This is a genomic window from Paenibacillus sp. JJ-100 (genome assembly GCF_948329825.1).
In the GTDB taxonomy this organism is placed as follows: domain Bacteria; phylum Bacillota; class Bacilli; order Paenibacillales; family Paenibacillaceae; genus Paenibacillus.
This window is the reverse complement of sequence record NZ_CAOJCM010000001.1, coordinates 1,230,943-1,256,629: the sequence shown is the minus strand read 5'-3', so window position 1 is coordinate 1,256,629 and position 25,687 is coordinate 1,230,943. Positions and strand designations below refer to the sequence as shown.

The window sequence follows — 25,687 nt, the reverse complement described above, 5'->3', positions numbered from 1 at the left end:
GAACAACATTAAAGACGTGTGGGCCGCGGAGATGCGACCGACACGTCTTTTTGTGTGCTTTACTTGGATGACACAGATGATGCATCATAAGCGGATTGCATAATTTCCAGATAACGATTCATATTCAAGCCTTCCAGTCCTTTCACGTACTCATCCCAGTCTTTATCCAAGCTCTTCGCCCCTGTGATGAATTGTAAGGCGTTCTGGTCAATATAATCCTTGATATTGGTTTGCATCATGCTGGTTTCATCCGCAAGTGTTGGATCAACCCATAATGCCCAGTGCGGGAATACCTCTTTCGGTTCCTTGCCTTCCATGATCAATGTTGCTTCGTATAAACGACGTTCATATCCATCGTTCGCATAGATGTCCGTCCCTTGCACTTCTGCATCACGATATGCCCGGTGATGATTGTACTGGCTCAGTGCAGACCAGCTGTCATTACGGGGTTCTTCTCCCGAAGGAAGTGGAATGGCTTTATAGAGCGGCTGAACCTGATCATTAAGAGCTACTTCACCCTCTTTCGGTTTGCGCCAACTTACATTCTCTTCTCCGAGATAAGAAGCCATGGCCCCTTCTTGCGTATAAAAGTAGTCCAGCATCTTGATTGCTGCGATCTGCGTTGGCTCACTAGCTTTGTTCGTCAATACAAAAGTTGCACCTGGATCTATGGGGTAATTGTACGATGCATATTCAGTATGCGGTCCTTTAAGAGGTGGAATTGGATTGTAGTCATTGCCGTACGGTGAGCCCTCAGCTGTAGTTACGAATAAAGAGGGATGCATGGCCGCACCTGCACCTAGTAGTTGTACATCAGCGTTATCTCCTATTTTCTTGAAGGCTCCTACATTTTGGGTAAAAGCTCCCGGGTCAATCAGCCCTTCATCATATAGAGACTTGATATACGTAAGACCTTCTTTCCATTCGGGTTTATTAGCCACGGTTTCGACTTTGCCTTGATTCAGGATGAGATAATTCCGGTCATCGTCATAGATGAAACCATTCATCAGATACGGAATAATGTGTACACCGAAGTTCTCGGTAGAACCACTTAGTGGCACTTCATCTGCCTTTCCATTTCCGTTCGGATCTTTTGTTTTGAATGCTCTCAGCATTTCCCGGAACTCTTCTGTCGTTGTTGGCTCTTTAATGTTGAGCTGCTCCATCCACTTGGTGTTCACCCACATTTTGTTGGGGTACGAACAGTGAAAACATTCATTGAGGCCAGTCAATCCATAGATTTTGCCGTCTGGAGCTGTATTCATCGCTTTATAGTATTCGTTGCTATCAAGTACTTTCTTAATATTCGGTGCGTGCTGTTCAATGAGATCATTAAGCGGTAAGATAACACCTTGTTGTCCAAATTTCAATAAGTCTGTCTGTGAGAAACGATCCACCCATGGGATTAGAAGATAGAGATCTGGATAGTCCCCGGAAGCAAGGGATATCTGTCTTTTTTCAGCAGCCCCATCAAATGGAACTGTCGTCCAATTAAACTGGATGTTGAACTTCTCCTCCATTTTCTTGGTGAACTTGTTGGTCGCAAGATTCATATCCGAACCCTGGTGCACGAACACATTCATTGAGACTTTACCGTTCGCATCCACCTCACCGCTTCCTTTTTCAGAAGACGAACAGCCAGCAAGTACTAATGTAAAAAGCAGCACGCAAGCGAGCACCAATGCACTTGTTTTCCTCAATAAAATCCTCTCCCTCATGTGTTGTAATTGAACTTATCCCTTGACTGAACCGATCAGCATCCCTTGAACGAAATAGCGTTGTACAAATGGATAAATAATCAAAACCGGTAAGCTGGCCATAACGATCAAAGAATATTTCATCAGCTCAGCCATCTGCTGTTGCTTGATCATTTCGGAAGCATCCATATTCCCTGAGCTGCCTAAAATAAGAATACTTCGTAATATCAGCTGTAGCGGGTATAGCGACTGTGATTTCAGATAGATCAGTGCGTCGAAATAAGCGTTCCATTGACCCACCGCATACATGAGTGCCAATACGGCTATAATGGGCTTGGCTAGCGGCAGAATCACACTGAAAATGAATCGAATATCACTACATCCATCAATATCCGCCGCTTCGGATAGCTCATCCGGTATGGAATTCTGGAAAAAGGTTCGTGCGATAATGACTTGCCACACCCAGATCGCATTCGGAATTAATAGCGCCCAGCGTGTGTCAATGAGTCCCAGGGATTTGACAACCAGATACGTTGGGATCAACCCGCCGGCAAATAACATTGTGAATGTAATAAAAATCATTAACGTGCTGCGTCCGACAAAGGTCTTTTTGGACAGAGGATAAGCAATCATAATGGTCATAGCCACACTTATAAACGTGCCGCAAGCCGTATAAAACAACGAGTTCGCATAGCCCATCAACACTTGATCGTTTCGCAATACCGCTTTGTAACCTTCAAATGATAGATCAACGGGCCACAACCAGACTTTGCCTGATGAAACGGCTGTTGGACTGCTGAGGGACGAACTTACAATGTAGATTAAGGGATACAATACGACTACCAGCACAAGTGACAGAATGATGTAAACGGCCGTGATAAACAGGCGATCGCCTAATGATTCTCGGATAACGGCGCTTCTGTGCGCTCCTGAACGACTCGCCTGCGAGTGTAAATTAGACATCCTTCGAGTCTCCTCCCCTCGGCTTGGTTACCATAAGCTTGTGTTGGACAGCCGTTTGGCAGCTGCATTGACAACCAATAACAGGATTAAATTGATGACTGAATTGAACAATCCAACGGCTGTAGCGAAGCTATAGTTCGCATTAAGTAGTCCCATTTTGTATACGTACGTGGAGATGATCTCTGAAGCCGACAAGTTAAGCGGATTTTGCAGCAGATATATTTTTTCGAAGCCCACAGCCATAATATTACCAACGCTCAGAATCAAAATAATAACAGCCGCTGGCAGCAAGCCGGGCAAATCTACATTAATGATCTTCTGTAGTCGATTCGCTCCATCCACCTTCGCCGCCTCATATAATGAAGGATCGATGCCTGCAAGCGCAGCCAAGTAAATGACTGCTGAATATCCCATGCTCTGCCACACGTCAGAAAAAACATAGATCGAGCGAAACATGTCTGGATTCCCTAGAAAATTCACCGATTCGAAACCGAGTGCGCTCGCAATTGTATTCACAATACCCAGTCTTGGCGAGAGAAAAAGCATGATAATGGAGACCATGACGACTGTAGATATGAAATAAGGTGCGTAAGTCACCATTTGCACGGTTTTCTTGAACCTCATGTTCTTGATTTCGTTCAAAGCTAGCGCCAGCAAAATCGGAATTGGAAATCCGACAATCAAACTATAGAACGAGATCAGCAGCGTATTTTGGATTAGCATAGGAAATGCCGGGTTCTGAAAAAGCAATTCAAAATACTTGGTACCTGCCCACGGGCTACCCCAGATTCCTTTGATGACGTTGTAATCCTTAAACGCGAGAACTGTATTCACCATCGGTACATATTTGAAAACAATAAAGTATACCACCGGAGGCAAAATGAGTAGATAAAGCTGCCAGTGCCTCCTGAAACTTCTGGCCAGCGCGTGCTGTAATGTGGATTGTCTGCGTAGTGTCACATCCGACTTGCGTTCTGTTGTCGTAGCTGTTCTCAGAATCATCCCCCCAGTGCGTCTTCTCTATGATTGAAGATAGCAGCTACATTGGTAGCGCTTTCTTTGTGTTCATATCATAAGTTTGAGCTCCAGGAATCGTAAAGGTACATCTCGATAATTAACGTACAATATACGCATGAGTTCAACAGGCGAAGCGTACATTACCCGCTCTGTTTATCCATTTTCCGAAATGCACTGGGGGATATACCACGTACACGCTTGAATGCTCTGCGGAAAGAATGCGCACTGTTATATCCGGTAGAAAAGGCAATCTCATCAATGGTCTGGCCACTTTCTAGCAAGAGAACCGACGCTGCATTAATTCTCACCCGCTCTACATAATCGGAAAGATGATCTCCTGTGTGTTCTTTGAATAGCTGGGAGATGAATTTTTCGGATTTTCCCATATGTTCGGAGATTCGGCAGATCGTCAAGTTCGCATCACTATAATGTTTCTCAATGTAACGCATCATATCTTGTACGGTATCTGCATGTGTGGATGATCTTTTTTGTAGCACTTGATGGCACATCTCTTCAGTTAACCGTCTGAATTTGCTCCGCAGTGCAGCTATAGAATCAGTAACCTGAATATCTGCGACGCCGTGTTTGTATTCTCCCGTGAACGAATGATCATGTTTAAGTTTGGATTCATCCAGTTTCAGATACGTTCCTTTCAATTCCATAATGAATTGCTGCACCATCTCATAAGAGAGGTCACGTTCTGCAAAGTTTCGTGCAAACAGTTGCTCTAGAATACGAAGAGCTTCCTCCACTTCCCCAGCCTTGATCGTGTTCAGCAGCCGCTGCTCTGACTCAATAGGGTAATAATACATTTCATTTTCCTTCAACGTATCTTTGAATTTAACAAGCTGGTCCCCTCCCATATGGATCGCATAATCCATGGCTTGTTTTGCCTCATCAAACGAACGCCCCACATCATTCCAGACTTCGTAGGCAGCTCCTATACCTATCGTTGTTGATATTCGGTAATCCTGGTATATAACTTCTCTCAACCTGCCCAGCTCAGACTCACAATGATGTATTGCTGCATCAAGAGGCGTATCGGTTACTGGACATATAAAAGCAATCTGGTCTGTACCCCAGTCCGTAATCAGTATGTCAGCGTTCCATTCGGTGATCGTCTGTCGAATCATCAACTTCGCCACACCAAGCTCCTGAATCATCTCTTCACTATCCAGACTGGCATAACCGTTGACTTTGAGCAGACCTGTAATTCCTTGACTGCTATGAATGGAAATAAGGGTCTGGGAAGAGATCGCCTCCAGTTCTCGTGTTGTATAAAACTCACCGGTAAGCAGTCGTTTGATGAATCCATCTCGTAACAGCGGGATCTGTTCATTCAGTGCATTTTCCAGCGAATGGTTGTTGGCGATCAAATGATGGATATGGCTTGCCAAGAAGTCATACTCATTACGTCTTTTATCGGAAGGTTCACTGATATGTTCCCGAAAGGCAGATAACAGTTTGTAGATCGGTGCACTATTTCGGTAGGCTAACACCAGTCCAACAGCTAATCCAATGGTTAGAGCCGCCAGCGTAAACGCTAACGTCACTTCTTTGATCCGAGCAGCATTGGTCATCAACGCTTCCTCGGGAATGCCTGCCATATAACTCCAGCCGTTCTGATCCGATTGAATGGATATAAGCAGACGTCCATCTGCTGTGGGCTGCACCTCATTCCAATCGTCCCCTTGCCTTTGTGCCAAACGTTGTGCTTCCGTCTGCTCTATCCCTCGTGAGAAGATAACCTCGCCTTGGGCATCACTGACCAATGTCCAACCGCCGTACTGGTCTACAATGTGCTGAGTCAGATTGGCCATTTTATCCTCATCAATCAAAACACCAATCGTCGCCTGCGGTTTGTTGAAGCTATTCAGCGGCAAAGATTGCAAAAAGGTAATGGCCGGTGCAGTCACAAGCACATTGCTGCTTTTTTCACGCTTGTAGTTCTGGAGCGGAATAATTTCATTAAAGTGTGGTTTTTTCAGAATATTCTCGTTCCACTGTTCAAAAGTAATCCCGTCCATCGCATTGGCCTCATAATAATGTTCTGGTCTGTAGTAGACCGTGGTGGGGGTAATAATGACATTGTAGTTCGGTATGTGAATAAAAAAATGAGATAGGTATTCATTTGTACTGCTGTACATGGATAAACTACTTTGCATTTTGCCGATACCATAAACATTGTAGACATCAAGTGGTTTCGGATCTGCAATTAAACGAGACAAATCCTGATTAATGGCAAGTTGTCTTGTGAAGGCTTCTACCTGAAGCAGATTCCGTTCAATGATTTCTTTACCCAGATTCAGGGATTTCAGGCTATTCTCAATCGAACTGGCCCGAGCAGCTTCAATGGAGGCCCTGTAAGAGGCATATCCCGCAATTTGCGGAATCATCAGTATGATGAGATACGATATCAGATAACGGCGGAACATCGGTGAAGATTTGGACCATAGTTGCTTCAATTGTACTCCCCCTCCTCTCAAATCAAGCGCTTACATTAAATAGTATATAATGGTCATTTCATGATACAACGGGCTTTTCCGACGGGTGAAGGTACAACTTCTTCCCTAAGGTACATTTACACCCTCCTACCTATAATACCTGTTTTCTAAAATGTACTGACAGACAACAAAATAACCTTCCCAAGTCATCGATGGACTCGAAAAGGTTATTTTTATCTGTGAACCAAAATCAACGACGTACTCCTTGTTAATTACTTACGAGTACAAATTTCCATTGTTGGTTCGTTGCACCTGTATAGGTGTTCTGTTGTAACTTGGCTCCATCCGACGTAGATGCGCCCTGAACTTCAATCGCTTTGTTACTGTTGACGTTAATAATGCTCCAATATCCATTGCCCAGATCATTAACCTTGAAATGCTGCGCAGTCGTGTTCAGATTCGTCATGAGTTGCACGACTTCGCCATTCGTTTGAGTTCCATTGCGAATGTCAATCACTTTATCTGGCGAATTGACACTCGTCAACGTATAGTTGCCACTTCCAATGGATGTCAGCACCCACTTCTGTGGGTTGCCACCCAGATCACTCCACTGCTGAAGTTGGAGGTTATCCTGATTTTGCCCGCCTGGAACATCAATCACCTTATTGGAATGACGTGCTACGATCTTGTACGTTGCTCCCGAAACAAGACCTGTCGTCGGATTCGTAGGATTGGTTGGATTACCACCGCTACCATAGTTTTGAGAACGTTCATTGTACCAGTTGAACAGGAACCGTCCCATGGCACTGCGTGATGCATCACCGTCCCACTTCAATCCTGCTGTAGGGTCAGCAAAAGAACTGCGTGCTCCGGGTTCCAAAATGAAACCATTCATATGTGCAGCAATGCTGACATTACCAGCGGCGTTGAAGATGGTTTTCGTGTTTGTACCGAAACCTTCGTTGCTACCATTAAACAGATTCCAGTAAGCCGAATCTCCAGGTTTGTTTTTAAACCAGGTTACTTCTGTGATGTTAATTGGATATTTATCTGCTGCCGCCTTCACGTTTGTATTCCACTGGTCTTGTAAAATGTTGAAGTTGTCATATGCTCCGTAACCTGGATACCAGTGAACCGCATAACCATAGTTGTTCAGAGGGTCCGTGAGCGGATGACTGGCGGAGAGACTGTAGAACTGATTGTACCCCAGACCCGCAGCCCAGATGACATTGTCTGCTCCCTGATTACGAATAGTGGAGATGATGGAATTCTGGAAGTTACGCAGATCATTCCAGTGATCCACAAAGTCATTTTCCCCATTATATCCGCCCCAGTGTCCATTAGCATAAGACTTCACCGGCTCGTTAATCAGCTCGAAGTGAACGTTGTCTGCACTTTTAATCTCAGGACGGGAGGCAAGATAACCCCAGATTTGATTGAATTTTTGCAGGTTGGCAGATGTCGTAGCCTGATCATCCTTCAATGTGAAGTCTAGACCAAGAACCACATATACACCTTTGGTTTTAGCGTACTGGATATACGGAATGATGACGTTCTGGGTTACGGTCTGCACACCGGCAAAGTTATATGTACCAGCTGCCACATCGCCCATATCTTGACGATCGATGAATAGACGCACCTGATTCATTTTCCAACCATGATTGCTGCCGTATTTCGGGCTGGTATCCGCAAACGTGTCTGTAATGTCTTTCAGATAAGCTAATGTAGCCGCATGACGATTATTACCATGAAGATTGAGATAATAATTGCTGTCCTGATAGGTCCAGTACGCACCGGATGGTTGATGCCATCCATTCAGCAGTACGGGCTGATTGTTGCTATTTACCAGATGTTTGCCGCTAACGTGTAGTTTCCCCATAGGCATACCAACCCAAGCTTCAGCCCGGCTGCCTCCCCAGGGAATAAATGTGATCAGTAGTGCTAATACGAGTAAAAGCTTGCAAGACGTAATTATCTTTTTCATTGCTACTCCTCCTGATCTAATGAATTTGCATCAATTACTGCGATAAAAAGCTAACAACAAGCCGTGTAGAACAACCGATATATGGTCAATCGACCATTTTCGTTGGAGCACGCTCTCGCAAACCATTCCATATCCAGCAAAGGTTGCTGTTATTTCGCATAGAATTATGCTTCTGCCATACCGAACGATATACGCCGTTGCCAGAACTATTTCTCGGATATGATGAACTACTCAGGAGACTCGCCTCCTTTCCATAAGCAAACATTCTTGTTTTCGCATCCTAACCTACGATCCCCGTGCGTTCTACGCTCTCTACGAAATATCGCTGGACGAACAGATAAATGATGATCAACGGCAGGATCGCAAGCAATATGCCTGTATCCTGAATCATACTAAGATAGAACGGATCGGCCTGAGAGGCAGCACCGTCTGTAACCTGTTGAGCCAGATTGTATGGAAGTGACGAGAGCTGAGTAGACATGACTTTGCTCGAAGTCAGATACGTCGTAGTGTAGAAGCTGTCATTCCATTGCCACACGAAAGAAAACAGCATAACGGTGACCATGGATGGTATAGCATTAGGCAGCATGATGCGGGTGAATGTACGACTTATCCCTGCGCCGTCCACGTACGCAGCCTCCTCCACTTCTTTCGGAATACCTCTGAAGAACTGACGGAAAATAAAAATATATAATCCGGCCTTGAGGGAATTCGCAGTGATCGCTGTCAAAATAAATGGCCAATACGTATTCAGCAAGTTAACCGGCTTCCCCGAGAACAATGTCATGAGGCCCATGAGATCGAAGCTTTTCAGATTCAAGTAGACCGGAATGAGAATGGTTGTCGGTGGCACCAGAATCGTCAGAATAACTCCTGCAAACAACCAATTGCTTCCCTTGAACTTCAGTCTGGCGAATCCGTAACCTGCAAGGGCACAGGAAGCCGTCGTGAGCAGTGTTGTAGTGGCAGACAACGCAAATGTATTCAAGAGCGTTACCCAGTAATCCATGACACGAATGGCCTGTTTAAAATTATCGATCGAGAAGTTCTGAGGAATCCATACGACCACTGCCGAGTAGAGGTCTCCCTTGGCCTTAATCGAGGTTGAAATTTTTTGAAATATCGGAAATAAAATAACAAAGGAAAGTCCGGTGATCAGAACGAACCTTATAACAGCCCATAGCCAGCTCTTCCACTGCTCGAGCGATAATAATCGTGATGTCGTCACGCGGAATGCCCTCCTTTCTTAATCTTGATAGAAGACTCGTTTAGAGAAAATGATCGATACGATCACAAGAATGACAGCAATGGCTACAAAATATACCCATGCCATCGCGGAGCTAAGGCCAAAATCAAATTTGACAAATCCCGTATCACGAATTAGTTCCGTCATCGCGTTATTCGCAAATGAATCAATAATGGTGTAGATCGCGTTCACAAAAATGAGTGGGCTGACCATCGGAAAAGTGATTTTCCAGAAAGCCTCGTACCCTGTTGCCCCTTCCATCTTGGAGGCCTCATATAACTGCGGGGAGATCGTCTGAATACCTGCTAGGAAAATCAAGATCTGTACACCCGATTGACTGACAATCTGATAGATTCGATCTACCGCTCCGCTTAAATACGTTACAATCCAATCACTCACGCCCGCATTCAGCATCAGGCCTTCCAGTTCTAATGTGCCAAAAGAACTTCCGCCTGAACTGTTTTGATTCACAGCTTCAATTAGGCTTGTGCTCTCGAGTGACATAATCACGCCAGATGCCAGAATGACTGGTAAGAAAAAGATGGATCTCGCTATAGCACGGCCTCTGAACTTCTGATTCAGAAGGACCGCAAGGAACAAACTGAATATGACAATAAGAGGTACATTAACAAGGACGTCTGTGATCGACTCAATCAGAGCCCGGTTAAAGCTTGTATTTACGGTGAGTGCTTGAATATAGTTGGTCAGTCCAGTAAACTGTATGGCGATCCCCTCTGCATTAGCCTGGATTGTGCTCATGCTATATCGCAGAGACGCCAGCAGCGGAACGAAGAAAAATAGGATAAATCCTACGAGCCATGGAAGTACGTATAGCACTCCCCACATTGCTTTTTGCTGAGCATAAGTACGGCTTCCCCACTTGAATTTCAGGAGTGTCTTCAGAGCTGCTCACCACCCGTCACATAACTTCGTGCATCTACGGTATGAGTCTCCACTTCGACAGGATGGTCATTGTAATTCACAATGACATATCCTCCGCCCTCATACGTTGTTCGAAATACACCTTCACTCAGAGATTCATGTGCAATCATCGGACGTCCAGCGAACGAGGCGTTGACTTGGCTAACTTCGTTATAGATCTCGGCTGCAAGATCGATCCACTGTTCGTAATTCGCGGCATAGAGATTATTGTAATCCGTGTCTTTGACCACATCGTTGGGAGCATTGAACCAGGCAAAATACGGACTGGCTCCATATTCAATCAACTTCAATACATACTGTCTTGCATCGGTATACGTTGACAGATTGTAAGGAGAACCGGTATACGAAATACTGCCATGAACGACAAGTTGGAAGAACGGTACTTCTTCATCCTCGAGTTTGAATCGACTGCTACGCATCGGAGCATCTGTAAGCCCTGTAACGTAAGGAAGCGCGTAAGCATTACCACCTTCAGCAACGATGGAACCTGCTTGTTGCTTAATCTGATCAAAAGCTTTTCGAACCGTATCCAGTGCCTGCGTACGGTCTAGCAATTTCTTAGGATTCATATCGCTGTTCAATTGGTCCGCCATATCTTTCAGGGAGATGCCCCCCGTCGGAAGCGATTCCATATCTTTCAGCATATCTGTTGTCACATCGTCAATCTCATTAGGTGAGAGAACATAGGTGGCAGATAGGTCTTTTGCCCGCCTTCCAAGCGCCAGATCCATTGGATACAGGATCGCGGGTTCCTGTGTCAAAGACCGTGATGCCTCACTTGATAGACTGAATCCTTTTTTTGATTGAACGTTCAATATCGATATATCGGGATAAAATCCGATTCCCGCTTCACTTGTAAAAGCGCTGAACTCCTTCATTCCCTTTTTCCCACCGATGACTCCATCTACCTTAATGGAATCCGGCAATCGGTGGTGCAAACCGTCGTTGAACCATCCGGCATAGCGAACTTCAATGTTCGATATGTCTTTCTCCATCAGCTTGGATAGGATCGTTTTCCCTTCATCAAAAGTAGTGAGCGCTTCCGTGGAATTATACGGTATGCCGAGCATATGCTGCCTCGTTGTCATTCCACCAAACAACTTGAGGTAAAACGGGACAGTTGATTGCTCTTGGGATGCTTTCAGCTCAGGCAGTCCTTGCGTTTGCAGCAGATATTCCCGATACATTGAGGCTAGACCGGCATATGAAGCCTGCTCTGCTCCCACAAAAGCGTAACGAACTACGAAGTCAGATGACGTTGGTTTGTTCTGGAATTTCGGCAGTGTACGAACCATGTCACTAGACTGAAGCGTAATATCGCTTTTATTCACGACATAAAAGCTTGGGTATACGTTATTGTAGCTATTCAGCTTACCGCTGATATCCGCATTCACCGTAGCTACTGCATCCCCTTCCTCAATGATGCCCAGGAAAGCGCCTTCCGGTCGAATTACGCCAAAGACAGGCAATCTTGCCTTGCTTTCACTCGAACTAGCTTCCCGTAGCTTCATCGTCAAGTCTGGACCGTAAATATCCTGCTGGTAGGATGGATACTGCAATTTACCGTTGTTAAAATGAATCAGCGCTCCTGAACCGTCCGGAACGAGAATCGATCCATCTTCTTTCGCACCCCCAGCTCCGAAATACTCCAGTACCGATAATGTGTTGATTGGATATTCTTCTGGAAAGTGAATACCGGATGCCGGCACTCGAACCCGTAGCTGCTCTCCGTCCAGTTCATACTCCATCGTGAGCATAAACAAACGTGGTCCGCTTCGTTCTTGATCAATTCCATGTTCAGCGTGGTCCTGCGCCAAGTCTTCCTCGGTGTACCCGGCATCTTCAAAAGCTTTGAGTGCACGAGTCAACTGCAGACCTTGCATCGCCTTGTCAATCCGATTGTAGACACCTTCATTTTTATCTTCCGCATATCCGACTTTCAACGCCCGTTCCCCAGATTTATCAAGCTTGGATAACACATATTGTTCAAAACGTTCCTTGCTGATCTTCACCGGGAGGTCTTCGATGGATCGTTCCGTACTACCAAATTGGTAGTGAACCCGTACTCCGTTTGGCAATGCTTCATAGCTAACTTGCTTATGTCGTACACTGTCCGTGTACGAATTGACCATACTGCTCTGGCCTGAACTGTTGAAAAAACTGAGTCTGGATTGGGAGGACAGAAGATCCTTGTTAATCCCTGCTGCAATGCCATCCTTCTCCCGATCTGCCGGATTGCTGCGCCAGATTTGTCCGCTCTCGCTATGAATCACGGCAATCTCGGCAGTTTCTTCATTGATAAACAACTGCAGGGCATCGTTACGTGCAATGCCGATCATGTCAGGAACGTGAGCATCGCTAAATGCAGATTTCAGCTTTTCTCCAGGAGGCAGGGAAGGAGTCTCCACTTGACTAACATCTGCTGCCGTCTCGCGAGTCGCCGTCGATGGCGAGAACTGACAACCGCTTAGAAGTAAGCTGCTGACCAGCAGGATTCCGGTTATTTTTTTAACTGCGGTGTATTTCATTGTGATTACCTCCTTCCTAGCCCCGAAGCACTAATTCCTGATAGATTGTGTAGACAAACGATACGATTTGCTGTACCAAGCTAAAGAACAACAAGCATAAAAATGCCATAAAGGCCATCGCTACAAGCGTGAGCAGCATCGTAAGAATCGTTTTGGCAGGCGTGTATTGATGCACGGTCATGTTACCTACAAACAAGAGGTACACGGTCCAGCACACCGCAATGGCGTTAGAAAAGTAATAGAATGCCGTTTCCTGCGCGGAAATAACCAGACTCAGCCAGATCCACGGGAAATGCACCAGAAACATCGGTACCAGTGCAAAACACGTAGACATAAAAATCTCTGAGAACTTGCCCTCCCCGTCCATCAACGTAGTTAATGACCAGTTGGCTATACACCAGAACAAGACAGGTATGACCACGTATATCATCTCAAGCAAGCTGTTCAGATACTTGGGATTGTTGAAGTTAATGAGGAAACCACTGTACTGGGCTTGCAAAATTTTAGTGAATACGAGCAGCACCATAATCATCAATGAGATCATTAGTGTCGTTTTTTGATTCCTTTCATATTTCAAATCCCAATATCCGTTAAAGGGATGAAAAATCAGATGCAGCGGAACCTGGTACAACTGTTTACTTGATGCCTGCATTCGTTGTCCTCCTTTTCTGTCTGCGAACGATGACGACGGTGACGAACGCAGCCACAGCCAGGAATATACCGGACATCACCCATGAAAAATGCTCACGCAATAGTTCTTTTCGATAGAGTAGAAAAGCCTTAGAGTACCCTGCACGTTCCATGCTCTGTTTGAAGTATTGTGCCGACTCGGCATAATCTTTCTGGCGAAGCAACGCTTTGCCGATACCCGCATAGGCATATTCCAGATTGGCATTCATCTCCGCTGCCTTGGCAAACAGTTCCGAGGACTGATCTTCTTCTCCGTTATAATAACTGCGTACAGCATCATGTAGTGTTCGACCGTACTCTGTCGTTTGGAACACGGTAATCTCCCCAAGCGCTTTGTCCAGAACAAGCATCCGTTCACCCGCTCGCTCTAGTGCTACAGGGGTATTGAACGTCCCGATCCGGTTACCTATGCCTCCAAAAATATGGAGCAAATAACCGTCGCCATTATAGGTAAAGATGCGGCCTCTATTGGAATCGAGTACAGAATACATATCGCTGTCCCCCACGTCCACATCAATCAGCCGCGATGGTCCTGCCTCCTTCGTATACCGCAGATCGCCTTGAGGTGCAGAGTATCCTTCCCTTCGCAAAATGTCTGTTCCCTGAGCATTTAGCTTTTTGATAGGCTCTTTGCCGCGATCCCCACTGGTGGCATAGATAAAGCCTTCTTCGTCCATATCCAGATTGGTGAATTCGGTGGGTGTGAACATCACCATCTGACTGCGCTGCTCCCTTGTAGCGAGTTGCTTCCAAAGATATTCAACGGGATCAACCTGAACGCGGTTCGCACCAATGAAGGAAGAGAACTCGCCATCGGCGCTGAATTCCATGAATCCGTCAAATACGCCTTCAGCCATCACATAGATTCGTTCCCCTTGATCCATCACGATCCGAATAGGTTTGAATTGAAAGTCCTCTTTTAACAAATCAGACTTCGGTTCTGATACAATCTTGACGAGCTGTCCTTTGTCATCCAGATGCACAACCCGATGATTATCCGAATCGGCGACAAGGATATCCCCTTTTTCCGTTACAAAAAGCCCTTGGGGATTTTTAAAATGATCTTCTTTGCCTTCGTTCTGGAACAATTCAATCGTCCTCACAAGCTGGAAGTCACGATCCATCTCTACAATTCGCCCATTGCCCGAATCAAGCACGTAAACACGTTCATCTGCGGTAACATGCATGTCACTTGGTTCTTTCAAAGCGGGTATCCCCAGCGTTTTACCTGTAATAATCGTCGTAGCTTCATAAGCAGCCGGAGAAGGTACGGTATCACCGTAGTAAGAATATTGATACGCATCTGCTTCACCATCTGCACTCGCAGGTCCTGTCACGGAGGTGAACCACAGGAGGCAGACGATGCCCATGATGACCCATTTACGTTGATTCCATGTGCTTTTTCGCGTGCTATGCTGCACTTTGCTGCCTCCTTTCTATTCTTTCATGCCTGAAGTTGCCATCGTCTGCATGACACTACTCTGGGAGATGACAAACAGTGTGATGGGTACGATCATAAGCAGCAGAGCTACCGCCGCACCTACCCCTGCTCTGGCGATCCCCCCCTGTACGATCTGACTTAGTGCATAATGCAGCGTTTTGAGATTTTCACTGTAGATAAAATTTCCACCGTCTGTTCCCCACAGCGCAGGGAATTGCAGAATCATGAGCGTAAGCCATGCTGGTTTTACATTTGGCATCACAATACTCCAGAAAATTCGATACTCGTTAGCCCCATCGATCTTGGCTGCCTCCAGCAACGCATCAGGTATTTGTTCCATGAACTGTTTCATCAAGAACAGGCCTAATGAGAAGGCGAGCGATGGTACAATAATAGATACATGTGTATTGATCCAGCCAAGCCAGGACATCACCATGTAGTTCGGAATCGCCGTCACATGCGGCGAGAACATCAAGGACAGAATGACGATGGTGAACAGAATCTTCGATCCCGGAAATCGGTACTTGGCAAGCGGGTAAGCTGCTGCAGACGCTAGAAGAATATGTCCAGCCGTGCCCAGCAGCGTAATGAGCAGTGTATTAGCAATATAGCGGGACAGCGGTACCCAGGAATTTCCCATCAGGTTAATGAGGTCTGCAAAATTCTCCGTTGTCGGATTGTTCACCCAGAAGCGCGGCGGGAAAATAAACAGCTCATCCAGCGGCTTGAAGGCATTATTGACCGCATAAATCAACGGAAGTACCATAAATGATCCGAACACGGCCAGCAGCGCAAATAACATGAAACTGACGGTAAATGACCGGTTGAGTCTCTTCGGCATACCGAAGATGGCACGTACTTTGCTGGTCATCGTCATTCACCTATCTTTCTCAGCATTTTTTGCGTAAACACGTTCGTTCCAAGCATCAAAGCAAATAGAACCGTTGCAATCGCCGAAGCATAGCCCATCTCAAATCGAATCGTTCCAAAGTCCATCAAATGGGTGACTACCGTATGCGCGGCATAGTTCACACTTGGGAAGCCAGCCAGTGCAATCGAGATTTCGGCTACAGCAAACGAGGCTGTAATCTGCATCACCGCACCAAACATCAATTGAGGTCTCATGGATGGCAACGTAATATACCAAAGCTCCTGCCAGCGATTTTTGATTCCGTCCACTGTTCCGGCTTCTACGAGCGAGCGGTCAACGGTCTGCAAACCTGCGATAAAGGCTAGAAAGCTCGTTCCAAGGCTTAGCCATAGCTGTACCAAGATGACGATACCGAGCACATATTTCTCATTAGCAAGCCACTGGATCGGCTCGAGAATAACGCCAAGACGCATGAGAAAACCGTTCATATAACCGTAGCTGTCACCAGAGAAAATAATCAGCCAAATGAAAAAGACATTGCCTGAGATCGAAGGTGCATAGAACACCAATGTCATAACGGCTCTGACCTTAGGTGACAGCTCATTGATGATCCACGCAAACAAAAAACAGGCGATGTAACTGACCGGGCCGGTAATGACAGCAAATAGCAAAGTGTTTTTAAGTGCAATTAAAAATACGTCGTCGTTCAGGAACAATCTGGAATAGTTCTGCCAGCCGACAAAACGAGGCAGTTCCAGCATGTTAAAGTGAAAAAAGCTTAGACCAAGCGAGATGCCGACCGGAATGACCGTAAACATGAAAAAGATCAACATAAATGGTGCCATCAAAACGTAATAATGCCTGCTAAGATACAGGTTTCTTTTCAGTAAGGACCACCAGCCGACCTGGCGTGTGTGCATGACAGGAGCGGCGGCTGTCTTGGATGTTTTTGCTTGCAACCGTTACCCTCCCTTTCCTTTATTTCAGATTGAATTCCTTGCGTTTCAGTTCGATCTCGTCATCTATGTAAAGTACATAGTCTGACAAGGCCTCACGTGGATTTTCATTTGCGTTAACCACTTTACGGAAGGCGTTATCCAGATGTCGTCCTGTAAAATATCCTCCCGGCATCTGCGGAATGCCCTTCACCCATTCCCACTGCTTCTCCAGGTTCTGATAATCCTTCACGGGCCAAGGTAATTGCTCCAACGCCTCGATGTTCGCTGTAGGATAACGAGCAGCCGCCCCCATCAGACCTTCCATCTCCCGTCCATACTCAATCTGAGTAGACTCATCCGTCCACCACTTCATGAACTTCCACGCCGCTTCTTTGTTGCCCGCATTTTCGAGCATCATGACTGCACTGCTCGCGCTGGCCACTTCGTGTCTGACGGAACCATCCGGAAGCTGTGTACCGGGTACAATCGTGAAGTCCCACAAGTTGCGAATCTCTGGCGCAAGTACAGTCAGCATGTTATAGGTCGTGTAATCAGCGATTCCAATGGGCATCTCTCCTGTACGGAAACGGTTCGGAAAATCGGCTTTCAGCGGGAACTTGTAATTGGTATAAAATTGCGTCCATCGTTTGAATGCCTCCATGGAGATTTCCGAATCCAGCGCACTCTTTTTCCCATCTTCGGTATAAAACGTTCCATCGTTTTGGTATAAGAGCATCGCAAACGTTGCATTAGGAACCATGTTGGCGTTATTCAACGTATCCTCAATCGGCAGATAGAACTCCATATTGTGCTTCTGCAATACAGCGATCGCATTATACACGTCCTGCCAAGTTTTTGGCGGCTCCAAACCAAGTTCATTCAGAATATCCTTCCGATAAAAAAGCATTGGGAAATGCTGTTGCTCCGGGAGCGCGTACACTCCACCGTTATACTCATATGGTGTTAAACCGCTGGCACGGAATCGTTCTGCCACCTCATTGAAATCCGGGAACTTGCTCAGATCGGCTGCTGCATTTCTCATCGCATAGTTCACGGGGATATCTTCGCCCATTTGCATCGCGACATCCGGTCCTTCCCCAGCGAGCGTTGCAGGCAGCAAAATATTCGGGGGTACGAGTCGTAGCTGTACGGACACATCGGTATCTGGTGTAAAGGTATCGTCGATCATGCCTTTAAGAACTTGAGCCTGATCTCGTCCAGTGGTAATCCAGACGGTGATGGAGTCCTTCTTCTTCTCCACATTGCCGATGCTGTCATAGTCTTCGGTATATGATGCAACATAAGCACCCATTTCGTGCTTCATCTGCTGGAGTGCAGACGCTTCAGCTTTGGGTAACTCCTGACCTGGAGGGGATACAATCAGGTAATCCATCGTAATCGGTTGCTCCCGTACCGTCAGAATCCACGTACCCAGACCGCCAACATTAATTTTGAACGAATCCAGCCGTTTCGGTACGGTCTCTGGTCTTGCTGCCATATCCTTGAGCTGTACAACCATCGCATTCAGTATGGCTACCTTATCGCTCTGTTCTCCGGTTGCCTTTTCGAGATAGTCAGCGACAGAAGTCAGGATGACAGCCTGCTTCTCGAAAACTTCTGTCATCTCGGGAATCCGCTTCTCTAGCTGATAGTCACGAAGTGGATCCGGTTTGTTCGAGGTAATCATCAATATTTTGCGATACATCTCATTCAATTCGAGTACACTGGATTCAACGGTTCGCAGTAAGGGTGCAATATCGCCGAGTGTGACTGTCATTCGCAAGCGGTGCTTTCCCTTCTCGAGATGAAACTGATAAGGCTCTTCACCATGACCAAGCACTTGCGTCTGCCAGGATGGACTATAGTTAAAGCGAATTCGCTTCATTTCTTCAAACGGAACTTTGCCATTAATCGTAAGACTTCGCGTGGCATAGATGCCCCGAAGCTGATCCTGCTTCACTTTTAACGCAATCTGGTACAATCCATCTTCAGGTACATCGATCTCCCATTCCACCCATTCCCCAGGCAATTTCCAGTTCACGCCTCCGATCGCATTCATCCGAATTTTGGATACGTCGTAGGGCTCCAGTGAGGGACTGGATCGATCCGAGATGGGCGCAAGTGTAGGAGATGATTTGGTTATGGCTTCTTCGCCCTGAACCTTCAACATGACGGGGCTGGCTGCCTTTACACCTGAAGAATCATATGTTTTCTTTAACTCAGCGTACGTAGGCACAGCCTCTTCCTGATACAGTTCGATGTAATCAATCGCCATGCTCTCTCTTAACGAGGTCAGCGATAATTTCTGGCTTCCTTTTTCAAAATAAAACTGGAACGGTTCCTCGAAATACCCGGCACTGTCTCTAAACGAAGCGAGTTGCCATTCCGGCTTCTCCACCTGTCTTGGCCTGAGATCGTTACCGCGATCATCCTGACGGACGTGATCTTCGCGATTGCCCCATACCCTGTCGAAGAGAAGTACATCTGCTTCTCGGAAAGGAACCTCCCCGTTTAATTCCAGCTTGCGCTCGATCCCGGAGCTTTTGCCTTCGACGGGATAATAATGAATGCGAACGTGATATAAACCACTCACTTGAACGGGAACATCCCAGCGAATGGTTCCGGATTCGGGTGTAATCACAGCACTGCCATCCAGTCCTTCATATCCTTGCACGACTTCGAACTCCCCGTTATCCACCTTAACGTAATCTTCGCCTTCAACCCTTAAGGTCGTGTCCGGTTTGGCCGTACTCGCATACGTTTCCTGATAATGTTCATAGCTTCGTGAATCTCTGGTACCCGCTACAGCTTCAAAATCCTCAAGTGCATGTACTGTCCCGGGGCTCTGATTCTTGGATGGATAGATCACGATGATTGAGAACACCAAAGCCAGTACAAGTGCCAGAATCAGTACCTTTTTCTTACGTGACCGCATGTTTGAAAGTATCCCCTTTCCTGTAAGCGTATCGACAATTGAATGATTGACTAACCCGGGCAGACCGCAACTTTCACTCCCGCGTTCTGCCCGTATTTAGTAGTGCTTATTTGTATACCTCATCGATGGCGGCCTGGAAAGGAGCCTTATATTTTTCGATTAACGTAGATACAGATACGCCTTCCTTCAGCTCTCCATCAAAATCCCAAAACGGCAAGGAGGGGAAGGTGTTGTGGTCAAGAACAAGCATGCCTGCTGCCACTTCTCTGGCGTTGTTGATATCTGCTTCATCCGTCAGATGTCTCTCCAATGTGGATTGCTCCGGGTAATCGTAGATAGAATCAATTTCATTAATTTTTTCCCAGATATACATTAGTTGCTCAGGATTCTCTACCGCTTTAGGAATGGTGATCGCCTGATAACGAGATTCACCAGAATGATACGCAGATGCACTCGGCCCTTTAGGATACGGCAGGAAGCCAATATCATAGTCTGGCATATCTGTCTTGATGCCTTCAATCTCGTACATTGCACCAGAGTACATTAAAGTATTTCCCTGGCGGAAGAAGGTCGATGGCTCCGTCCAGTCTCCACCTTCTGTCGGTCTGCCGACTTTTTCTGTTGCCAATTTAGATAAGAAATTCAACGCTTCTTTTGTTTTAGGATCCTCAAGGTTTTGTTTATCATCTTTGGTCAATGAAGCTTCGTTTGAATACAGGATTGGTTCAAGCAAGCCGGTTTGGGCAAGTCCCCACGTATCCAGTTTGCCGTCGTTGTTCCTGTCCTTGTTCGCTTGCTTCGCGACTTTCAGAAAATTATCCCAATTCCATTCATCTGCATCGACATATTCCTGTAACGGCTTCATGCCAAGTTCCTGCATCAGTGTGCGGTTGTAGAATATGCCATTGATGAAGGAAGACTGATCTTCCGTAAATCCGTAACCTTTACCTTCATATTGCATGTATTCCTTGGTTGTTTTTTGATTGAACACTTGATCGTTCTTGATATAGTCATCCACTGGCCATAACAGATCTTGACTGGTCAGCGCTGGAATCGCATAGTTTTTACCGAGTCTGACAAAGTCCCCAAGGGGTTCACCTGCCATCAGGGAAGCTACGACTTTTTCCTGATATTCACCAAAATCAATGGACACATACTCGATATTGAAGTTATGTTTCTTCTTCAACGCTTCGAGGTTTTCCAGTCTTTTGATGTTATCTGGATTGTTATCTGTAATTGTCATGTCCCACCATGCGACAACCTTGATTGTTCTGCCACCCATGTCAAAATCCATCTCTGGTGTAGAATTTTCATTTTTAGGTTCTGTTTCGGTAGGTTTTTGCTCTTCTTGTGGTGCAGGTTTTTCCGGTGCTGGCTCCGCAGCAGGTGCAGAACTACATGCGTTGATCATCAACATGATCGCAAACAAAAGACTGAGCAACATAAACTTGTTTTTTTTCATCGTCTTCCCCCCTGGTTATCGTGTGCCACCAAAGTGTATCGTTCAGATGTAAGCGTAAACAACCCGCTTAAATGCAGGTCTTTACCCGGAGTAATTATAGATCCGGCTCTTTGAGGGAGCGAAGCATGAAGTTTCCATAGAAATTGGTAAAGAAATGCACTATCTGCAAAATAATGCACATTGTATGCGCTTTCTTTTCTTCCCATAATAGATATAAGCCTTATTTCAGTCGAACAGTTGATCGGAATAACAGGAGAAGGTGAGGTCATGCGCAATGTACAATATTTTACTTATTGATTATAGCCACCGTTTTTGTAAAGAACTGGAACAGATTTTACAAGCGTACAAATTTCCATTAACAATCAAAAATTGTGTCACTTCTCCAAGCTCTGCCCTTGTTACATTATCTGAAGGTGACTTCAACGTGATCATCGTACACACCGAGCAGTGTGATTCTGCTGGATTATGGTTGTGCCACCACATTCGAAAAACGAGCAATATCCCCATCCTCCTACTTGGCGGTAGGGATCAGTTCCGGCTGGTCCGCAAAGCATTAACCTATCAGGTAAATGATTATTTGCCCTCACCTGTCAGGCCTTCGGCGCTTTTGCATAGCCTGCATGAACTGCTGAACCGACTTGACTCTATGCCTGTACCTGTAAAAAAAAGCTCTCCCATACAGCCCACGTTACAGCTTAACGGCAAAGCAATAGATTCGGGACATGTGATTCGGATTATAAAAGGGTATGTACGAGATCATCTTCGCGAAGAAATAACATTAAAAAAGATGGCTGACATGCTGCATTTTAACTGTGCCTATCTTGGACAAAAATTCAAAATGGAAGAGAACGTGTCATTTAATAACTATCTGCTCCAGGAGCGAATGAAAAAAGCAAAACAGCTCCTCCTGTCCACCGACATGCGAATATACGAAATCGCGCTGGAGGTAGGTTACCGTGATATTGATTGGTTTTACAAAAAGTTTAAAGCATACGCAGGCTCAAGCCCTAATGCCTACCGTAGACAAAAAGCCAATTCTGCTTAAATGACAGGGTCATTGGTTAACCATAGCGCAAGAACACAAAAACGCAGGAGCTGAGTCTCCTGCGTTTTTCTTTTTACCATTATGAGGGTCGAGTTAGTACTGATTCGCGAAACTCTTGCGGGGTCTTGCCCGTGAGTTTTTTGAACAGGCGGGTAAATGAATGTGGAGATTCATAACCAACTTGAAGTGCAACTTCTCGCACCATCAACTCCTGATTCAGCAGCAATTCTTTCGCCCTCCGAATTCTACAGTCATCAATGAACTCCGATAAATTAATACCCATCTCTTGTTTGAAAAATCTGGACAAATATGAAGGATTAAAATGATGCAGCTCCGCTAGACGGACTAATGTAAGGTCTTTGTCCAGATTGTGCTTAATATAGTTGCAGATGCTCTGTACAACCAGATTCGCCCGCTCCTCTTCATTGGAACGTTTAAAATTAACCAGTTCGTCTGCGGCCAGATACAAGTATTGAACGGCATCTTTCATGTTTGGAAAATGGTTCAAGTGAAGCAAGCTTCGTTGATCCGGCGTTTTCTGCTGTAGTCCCCAGCGATTAAAGGCAGCGTTCAGGGCCAGCGCTAGATGATAATACGTCTCGATCGCACGCTCCATCGTCATATCCTGTTGAAGGAGTTCTCCCACAAGCTCTTCAAAAATATCATAGAAAGATTGGAAGCGACCTGTCTCAAGAAATCCCGACATCGCTTCTACCCGACTCGAGATCCTAACGGATTCCTTCGGCGAGCCCACTGGAGGCTTCTCATAATGGTCCCTTAATACCATAGACACGCCGTCACCAAATTTCATCCACTGCAGCAACCGTAGGCGCTCGTACTGCTGTGGAATATGAAACCATTCGCACCCTCGTCCACTAAACGTGAACGCAATCGACTCATCAAGCGATGCAAGACATGATTTTTGTACAAGCTCCAATGTACCTTCAATATATCTGGCAAAGTGCTGATCCGTCTCGCCTTGCTCATCCTTCGGTTGCACAAGCCAAACTACATCGCCATAGTGATCCATAACACTGGTGCATTCAGTGTATTCTTTCATTAACGATGTTCCAATAATTCGTACTGACGCGTAAGTGCAGCCTTGTTCATCATCTACAACTTCATGTGTTTTATTCAGGCGCCCTAGCACCAGATACACGGGAGAATCAGCTTTCAAATGTATATCCTTGTCCAACAACTCTCTTTGAATCTCATCGGATGAAACAGGAGATGTGCTCTCTTGCAGAAGCTTTCGAATGTATTCATCCTGTCTGAATGCGGTGAGCCGAGATGAAATCTCACGTTGTTGTTCCAGCAAGTTGTGCAAATCATGGCTCTGTCTGATCTCATCCATGAGCTGCTCTACCATGGACAACACTTTGTCGTAACCTTCTGTTTTGAGCAGATAACGAACATTGTTCATCTGAAACGCTCTATAAGCGTAATCGAAATCACTATGTCCTGTCAGGAAAATAACGCGGCATTGCGGCCAGCGGCGCTGAATCTCTTCTGTCAGTTCCAGACCACTCATACCCGGCATACGAATGTCGGTCAGAACCATATCAATTCTGGAACGACGCATCCAGGAGAGTGCTTCTTCGGCGGAGTATGCTTTGCACACATCGAGCTGATCCGGCATGTGTCTAGAAAATGTTTCATATAAACTGTCTGTGATGATCTCCTCATCATCCACAATTAGAAGTCGATACATTCGTGTTCCCCCTCTTTCCTCTGGATTCGAATGACAACCTTTAATCCTTGCAGTTCACTACGTGATAGAAACAAACCGCTTCCTCCTCCAAACGTCAGAACTAGTCGCCGGTGAATATTCATCAGTCCCGTGATGTCATCCGTCGTCGACTCACTCTGCAAGAGAAGCTGAAGTTTCTCTATATCTTCCGTCAGAAGCTCTTGCCCGTTATCTTCCACAATGATCTCCGCATAGGATGATTCCATACGAAATTCAACACGTAACAGACCGGTGTTGGTGTTCTTTTCCAGACTGTGCTCATAAGCATTCTCGATAATAGGCTGAATCACAAGCCTCGGGACCTGAATATGCTGCATCTCCTGTGGAACTTCTCCGAATTCAACCTGGATTCGTCTGGAAAATCGCAATTGTTGAATTTCAGTATAAATTCGAGAATGGTGCACCTCTTCCTTCAGAGGCACATGATCGGTTCCATTACGTGTAATAAAACGGAAATATTCTCCTAGCATATTCGTAAATTGCTCAATACGATCTGTCTCACCTGTCCTCGCAAGCGAGTTCAGAATAAAGAAACTGTTATATAGAAAATGTGGATTAATCTGCGATTGGAGCTGTTTTAATTCTGCTCGTTGCATCATCATTGTTTTTTTGAAATCACGGTCAATCAGCAACTGCAAATTTTCAATCATATGGTTAAAACGGGCGTACAGGAACCCGAACTCGTCTTTTCGGTGGTGAACGATTGGAATATCCAGCACGCCTCCTTCCATCTTCTTGAACCTCTTGATCAATAAAAGCAACGGAATGTGGATCAGCTTATACGTTGAGTAGAGATAGGCTGTAATTGCAATAAATGAAGTAATCGCAAAAATCCATGCCCACTTCACAAATTTACTTAATGGCTTGGTGACCATCTTCTCCGGCAGATACGTAGCAATCGACAAACCAAGCGGTTCCATACGATGCTGGTTTACTTCATACTTCGTGTCTCCCACGTTGACTTCGAAGCTGTCCTGCACATTCTTTTGGCTATATTCGAGATAATTTTCAAGTATGATATGGTGTTCTTCCTGATCCAGGATAGCAAAACCTGTTCTCTCGTCCATGAGAAGAGAGGCACTCTCCGGATATAGATTAAGCTGGGTTAATTCATTTTGAAAAGTCATATTATCTAACTCCACCTGGACGACAAATAACGGTGCTTCGCCCAGTTTACCCGTTAAGCGTACAGCACTCAGGTTGAGTGCATTATCTTTTACTCTAAATCGAATGCTTTCGTCCTGTGTCGACGAAGTGAAATAATCGTAAGAGGCTACATTGAATTCATCGATGCCCTGCACTGCGGATATACTCTTGTTGACCGTAGGGATATGTACATGAACATTTTTGATGTACGCACTGCTGTTTTTGAATGAGGCAAGTCGCTCGGATAAATAATTCAATATTTCCCGTCTTTCAATCTGTTCCATATTGTTCCAGAGGATCGCCAGTCGATTCAGCTTGCGATCCTCTGCTATATCAAATTGTTGCAGCTCCATCCATTCGATCTCCCGGTTCAGTTCTGTTGCATATTGACTTAACCGCCTCTCTGTCGATAAGGAGATCTCCTGACTCGCCGTATCATAACTCCAGTGATACAGGTATACACCCAGAAGAATTAGAGGTATAACAAAAACAAGGTAAGTCATAATCAGCCGCGCAAAAATACTGTTGGACCACGACTGTGCCGGTATCTTGAACAAACGCACTCCCCTCCTGATTTCGGATCAAGGA

General features: G+C 45.6%; 17 protein-coding genes. 1 reads left to right on the top strand and 16 read right to left on the bottom strand.

Translation table 11 applies throughout. The features are described from left to right. Positions 1–59: 59 nt before the first annotated feature. The 14 genes from PQG66_RS05860 to PQG66_RS05795 all read right to left on the bottom strand — a co-directional run bounded on the left by PQG66_RS05860 (position 60) and on the right by PQG66_RS05795 (position 21,158). Positions 60–1,718, bottom strand: a complete 1,659-nt coding sequence (locus tag PQG66_RS05860; protein ID WP_442955013.1) for an ABC transporter substrate-binding protein — start codon at positions 1,716–1,718, stop codon at positions 60–62. A 15-nt stretch (positions 1,719–1,733) separates the two neighbouring features. Then, on the bottom strand, positions 1,734–2,660 hold the full coding sequence (locus PQG66_RS05855; RefSeq protein WP_272036066.1) for a carbohydrate ABC transporter permease: 927 nt from the start codon (positions 2,658–2,660) through the stop codon (positions 1,734–1,736). Positions 2,661–2,687: 27 nt separating this feature from the next. Further along, on the bottom strand, positions 2,688–3,542 hold the full coding sequence (locus tag PQG66_RS05850; protein ID WP_442955039.1) for an ABC transporter permease: 855 nt from the start codon (positions 3,540–3,542) through the stop codon (positions 2,688–2,690). Positions 3,543–3,817: 275 nt separating this feature from the next. After that, the gene (locus PQG66_RS05845) at positions 3,818–6,142 is read right to left on the bottom strand and encodes a helix-turn-helix domain-containing protein (RefSeq protein ID WP_272036062.1); all 2,325 of its coding nucleotides are present in this window, start codon (positions 6,140–6,142) and stop codon (positions 3,818–3,820) included. A 247-nt stretch (positions 6,143–6,389) separates the two neighbouring features. After that, positions 6,390–8,105, bottom strand: a complete 1,716-nt coding sequence (locus tag PQG66_RS05840) for an RICIN domain-containing protein (protein ID WP_272036060.1) — start codon at positions 8,103–8,105, stop codon at positions 6,390–6,392. 280 nt (positions 8,106–8,385) lie between these two features. Next, on the bottom strand, positions 8,386–9,333 hold the full coding sequence (locus tag PQG66_RS05835; protein WP_272036058.1) for a carbohydrate ABC transporter permease: 948 nt from the start codon (positions 9,331–9,333) through the stop codon (positions 8,386–8,388). An 18-nt stretch (positions 9,334–9,351) separates the two neighbouring features. Beyond that, on the bottom strand, positions 9,352–10,197 hold the full coding sequence (locus PQG66_RS05830) for a carbohydrate ABC transporter permease (protein WP_272036056.1): 846 nt from the start codon (positions 10,195–10,197) through the stop codon (positions 9,352–9,354). 53 nt (positions 10,198–10,250) lie between these two features. After that, positions 10,251–12,821 carry a DUF5696 domain-containing protein gene (locus PQG66_RS05825; protein WP_272036054.1) on the bottom strand — a complete coding sequence of 857 codons (2,571 nt, stop codon included), beginning with the start codon at positions 12,819–12,821 and terminating at the stop codon, positions 10,251–10,253. A 16-nt stretch (positions 12,822–12,837) separates the two neighbouring features. Then, the gene (locus PQG66_RS05820; RefSeq protein WP_272036052.1) at positions 12,838–13,473 is read right to left on the bottom strand and encodes a YIP1 family protein; all 636 of its coding nucleotides are present in this window, start codon (positions 13,471–13,473) and stop codon (positions 12,838–12,840) included. Next, a complete protein-coding gene (locus PQG66_RS05815) occupies positions 13,457–14,881 on the bottom strand; it encodes a hypothetical protein (RefSeq protein ID WP_272036512.1) in 1,425 nt (474 codons plus the stop codon). Before PQG66_RS05815 ends, PQG66_RS05820 begins: the two co-directional genes overlap by 17 nt. Before the next feature lie 66 nt (positions 14,882–14,947). Next, positions 14,948–15,829 carry a carbohydrate ABC transporter permease gene (locus PQG66_RS05810; protein WP_442955012.1) on the bottom strand — a complete coding sequence of 294 codons (882 nt, stop codon included), beginning with the start codon at positions 15,827–15,829 and terminating at the stop codon, positions 14,948–14,950. After that, entirely contained in the window at positions 15,826–16,743 is a 918-nt protein-coding gene (locus PQG66_RS05805; protein WP_442955038.1) for a carbohydrate ABC transporter permease, read from the bottom strand. The genes PQG66_RS05810 and PQG66_RS05805 overlap by 4 nt, the downstream gene beginning before the upstream one ends. Before the next feature lie 58 nt (positions 16,744–16,801). Continuing rightward, positions 16,802–19,696 (bottom strand): extracellular solute-binding protein, encoded by a 2,895-nt coding sequence (locus tag PQG66_RS05800; RefSeq protein ID WP_272036047.1) that lies wholly within the window; start codon positions 19,694–19,696, stop codon positions 16,802–16,804. Between the two features lie 106 nt (positions 19,697–19,802). Further along, positions 19,803–21,158 (bottom strand): extracellular solute-binding protein, encoded by a 1,356-nt coding sequence (locus tag PQG66_RS05795; protein ID WP_272036045.1) that lies wholly within the window; start codon positions 21,156–21,158, stop codon positions 19,803–19,805. Between the two features lie 274 nt (positions 21,159–21,432). Here PQG66_RS05795 and PQG66_RS05790 point away from each other — a divergent pair, with 274 nt between their 5' ends. Further along, positions 21,433–22,203: a helix-turn-helix domain-containing protein gene (locus PQG66_RS05790; protein WP_272036043.1), complete on the top strand. Its 771-nt coding sequence runs from the start codon at positions 21,433–21,435 to the stop codon at positions 22,201–22,203. A 79-nt stretch (positions 22,204–22,282) separates the two neighbouring features. On the opposite strand, the gene PQG66_RS05785 is transcribed toward PQG66_RS05790, so the two are convergent. Beyond that, complete coding sequence (locus PQG66_RS05785) at positions 22,283–23,914, bottom strand: response regulator transcription factor (protein ID WP_272036041.1); 1,632 nt, start codon at positions 23,912–23,914, stop codon at positions 22,283–22,285. Beyond that, on the bottom strand, positions 23,899–25,662 hold the full coding sequence (locus PQG66_RS05780; protein ID WP_334220756.1) for a sensor histidine kinase: 1,764 nt from the start codon (positions 25,660–25,662) through the stop codon (positions 23,899–23,901). Before PQG66_RS05780 ends, PQG66_RS05785 begins: the two co-directional genes overlap by 16 nt. Positions 25,663–25,687: the final 25 nt, after the last annotated feature.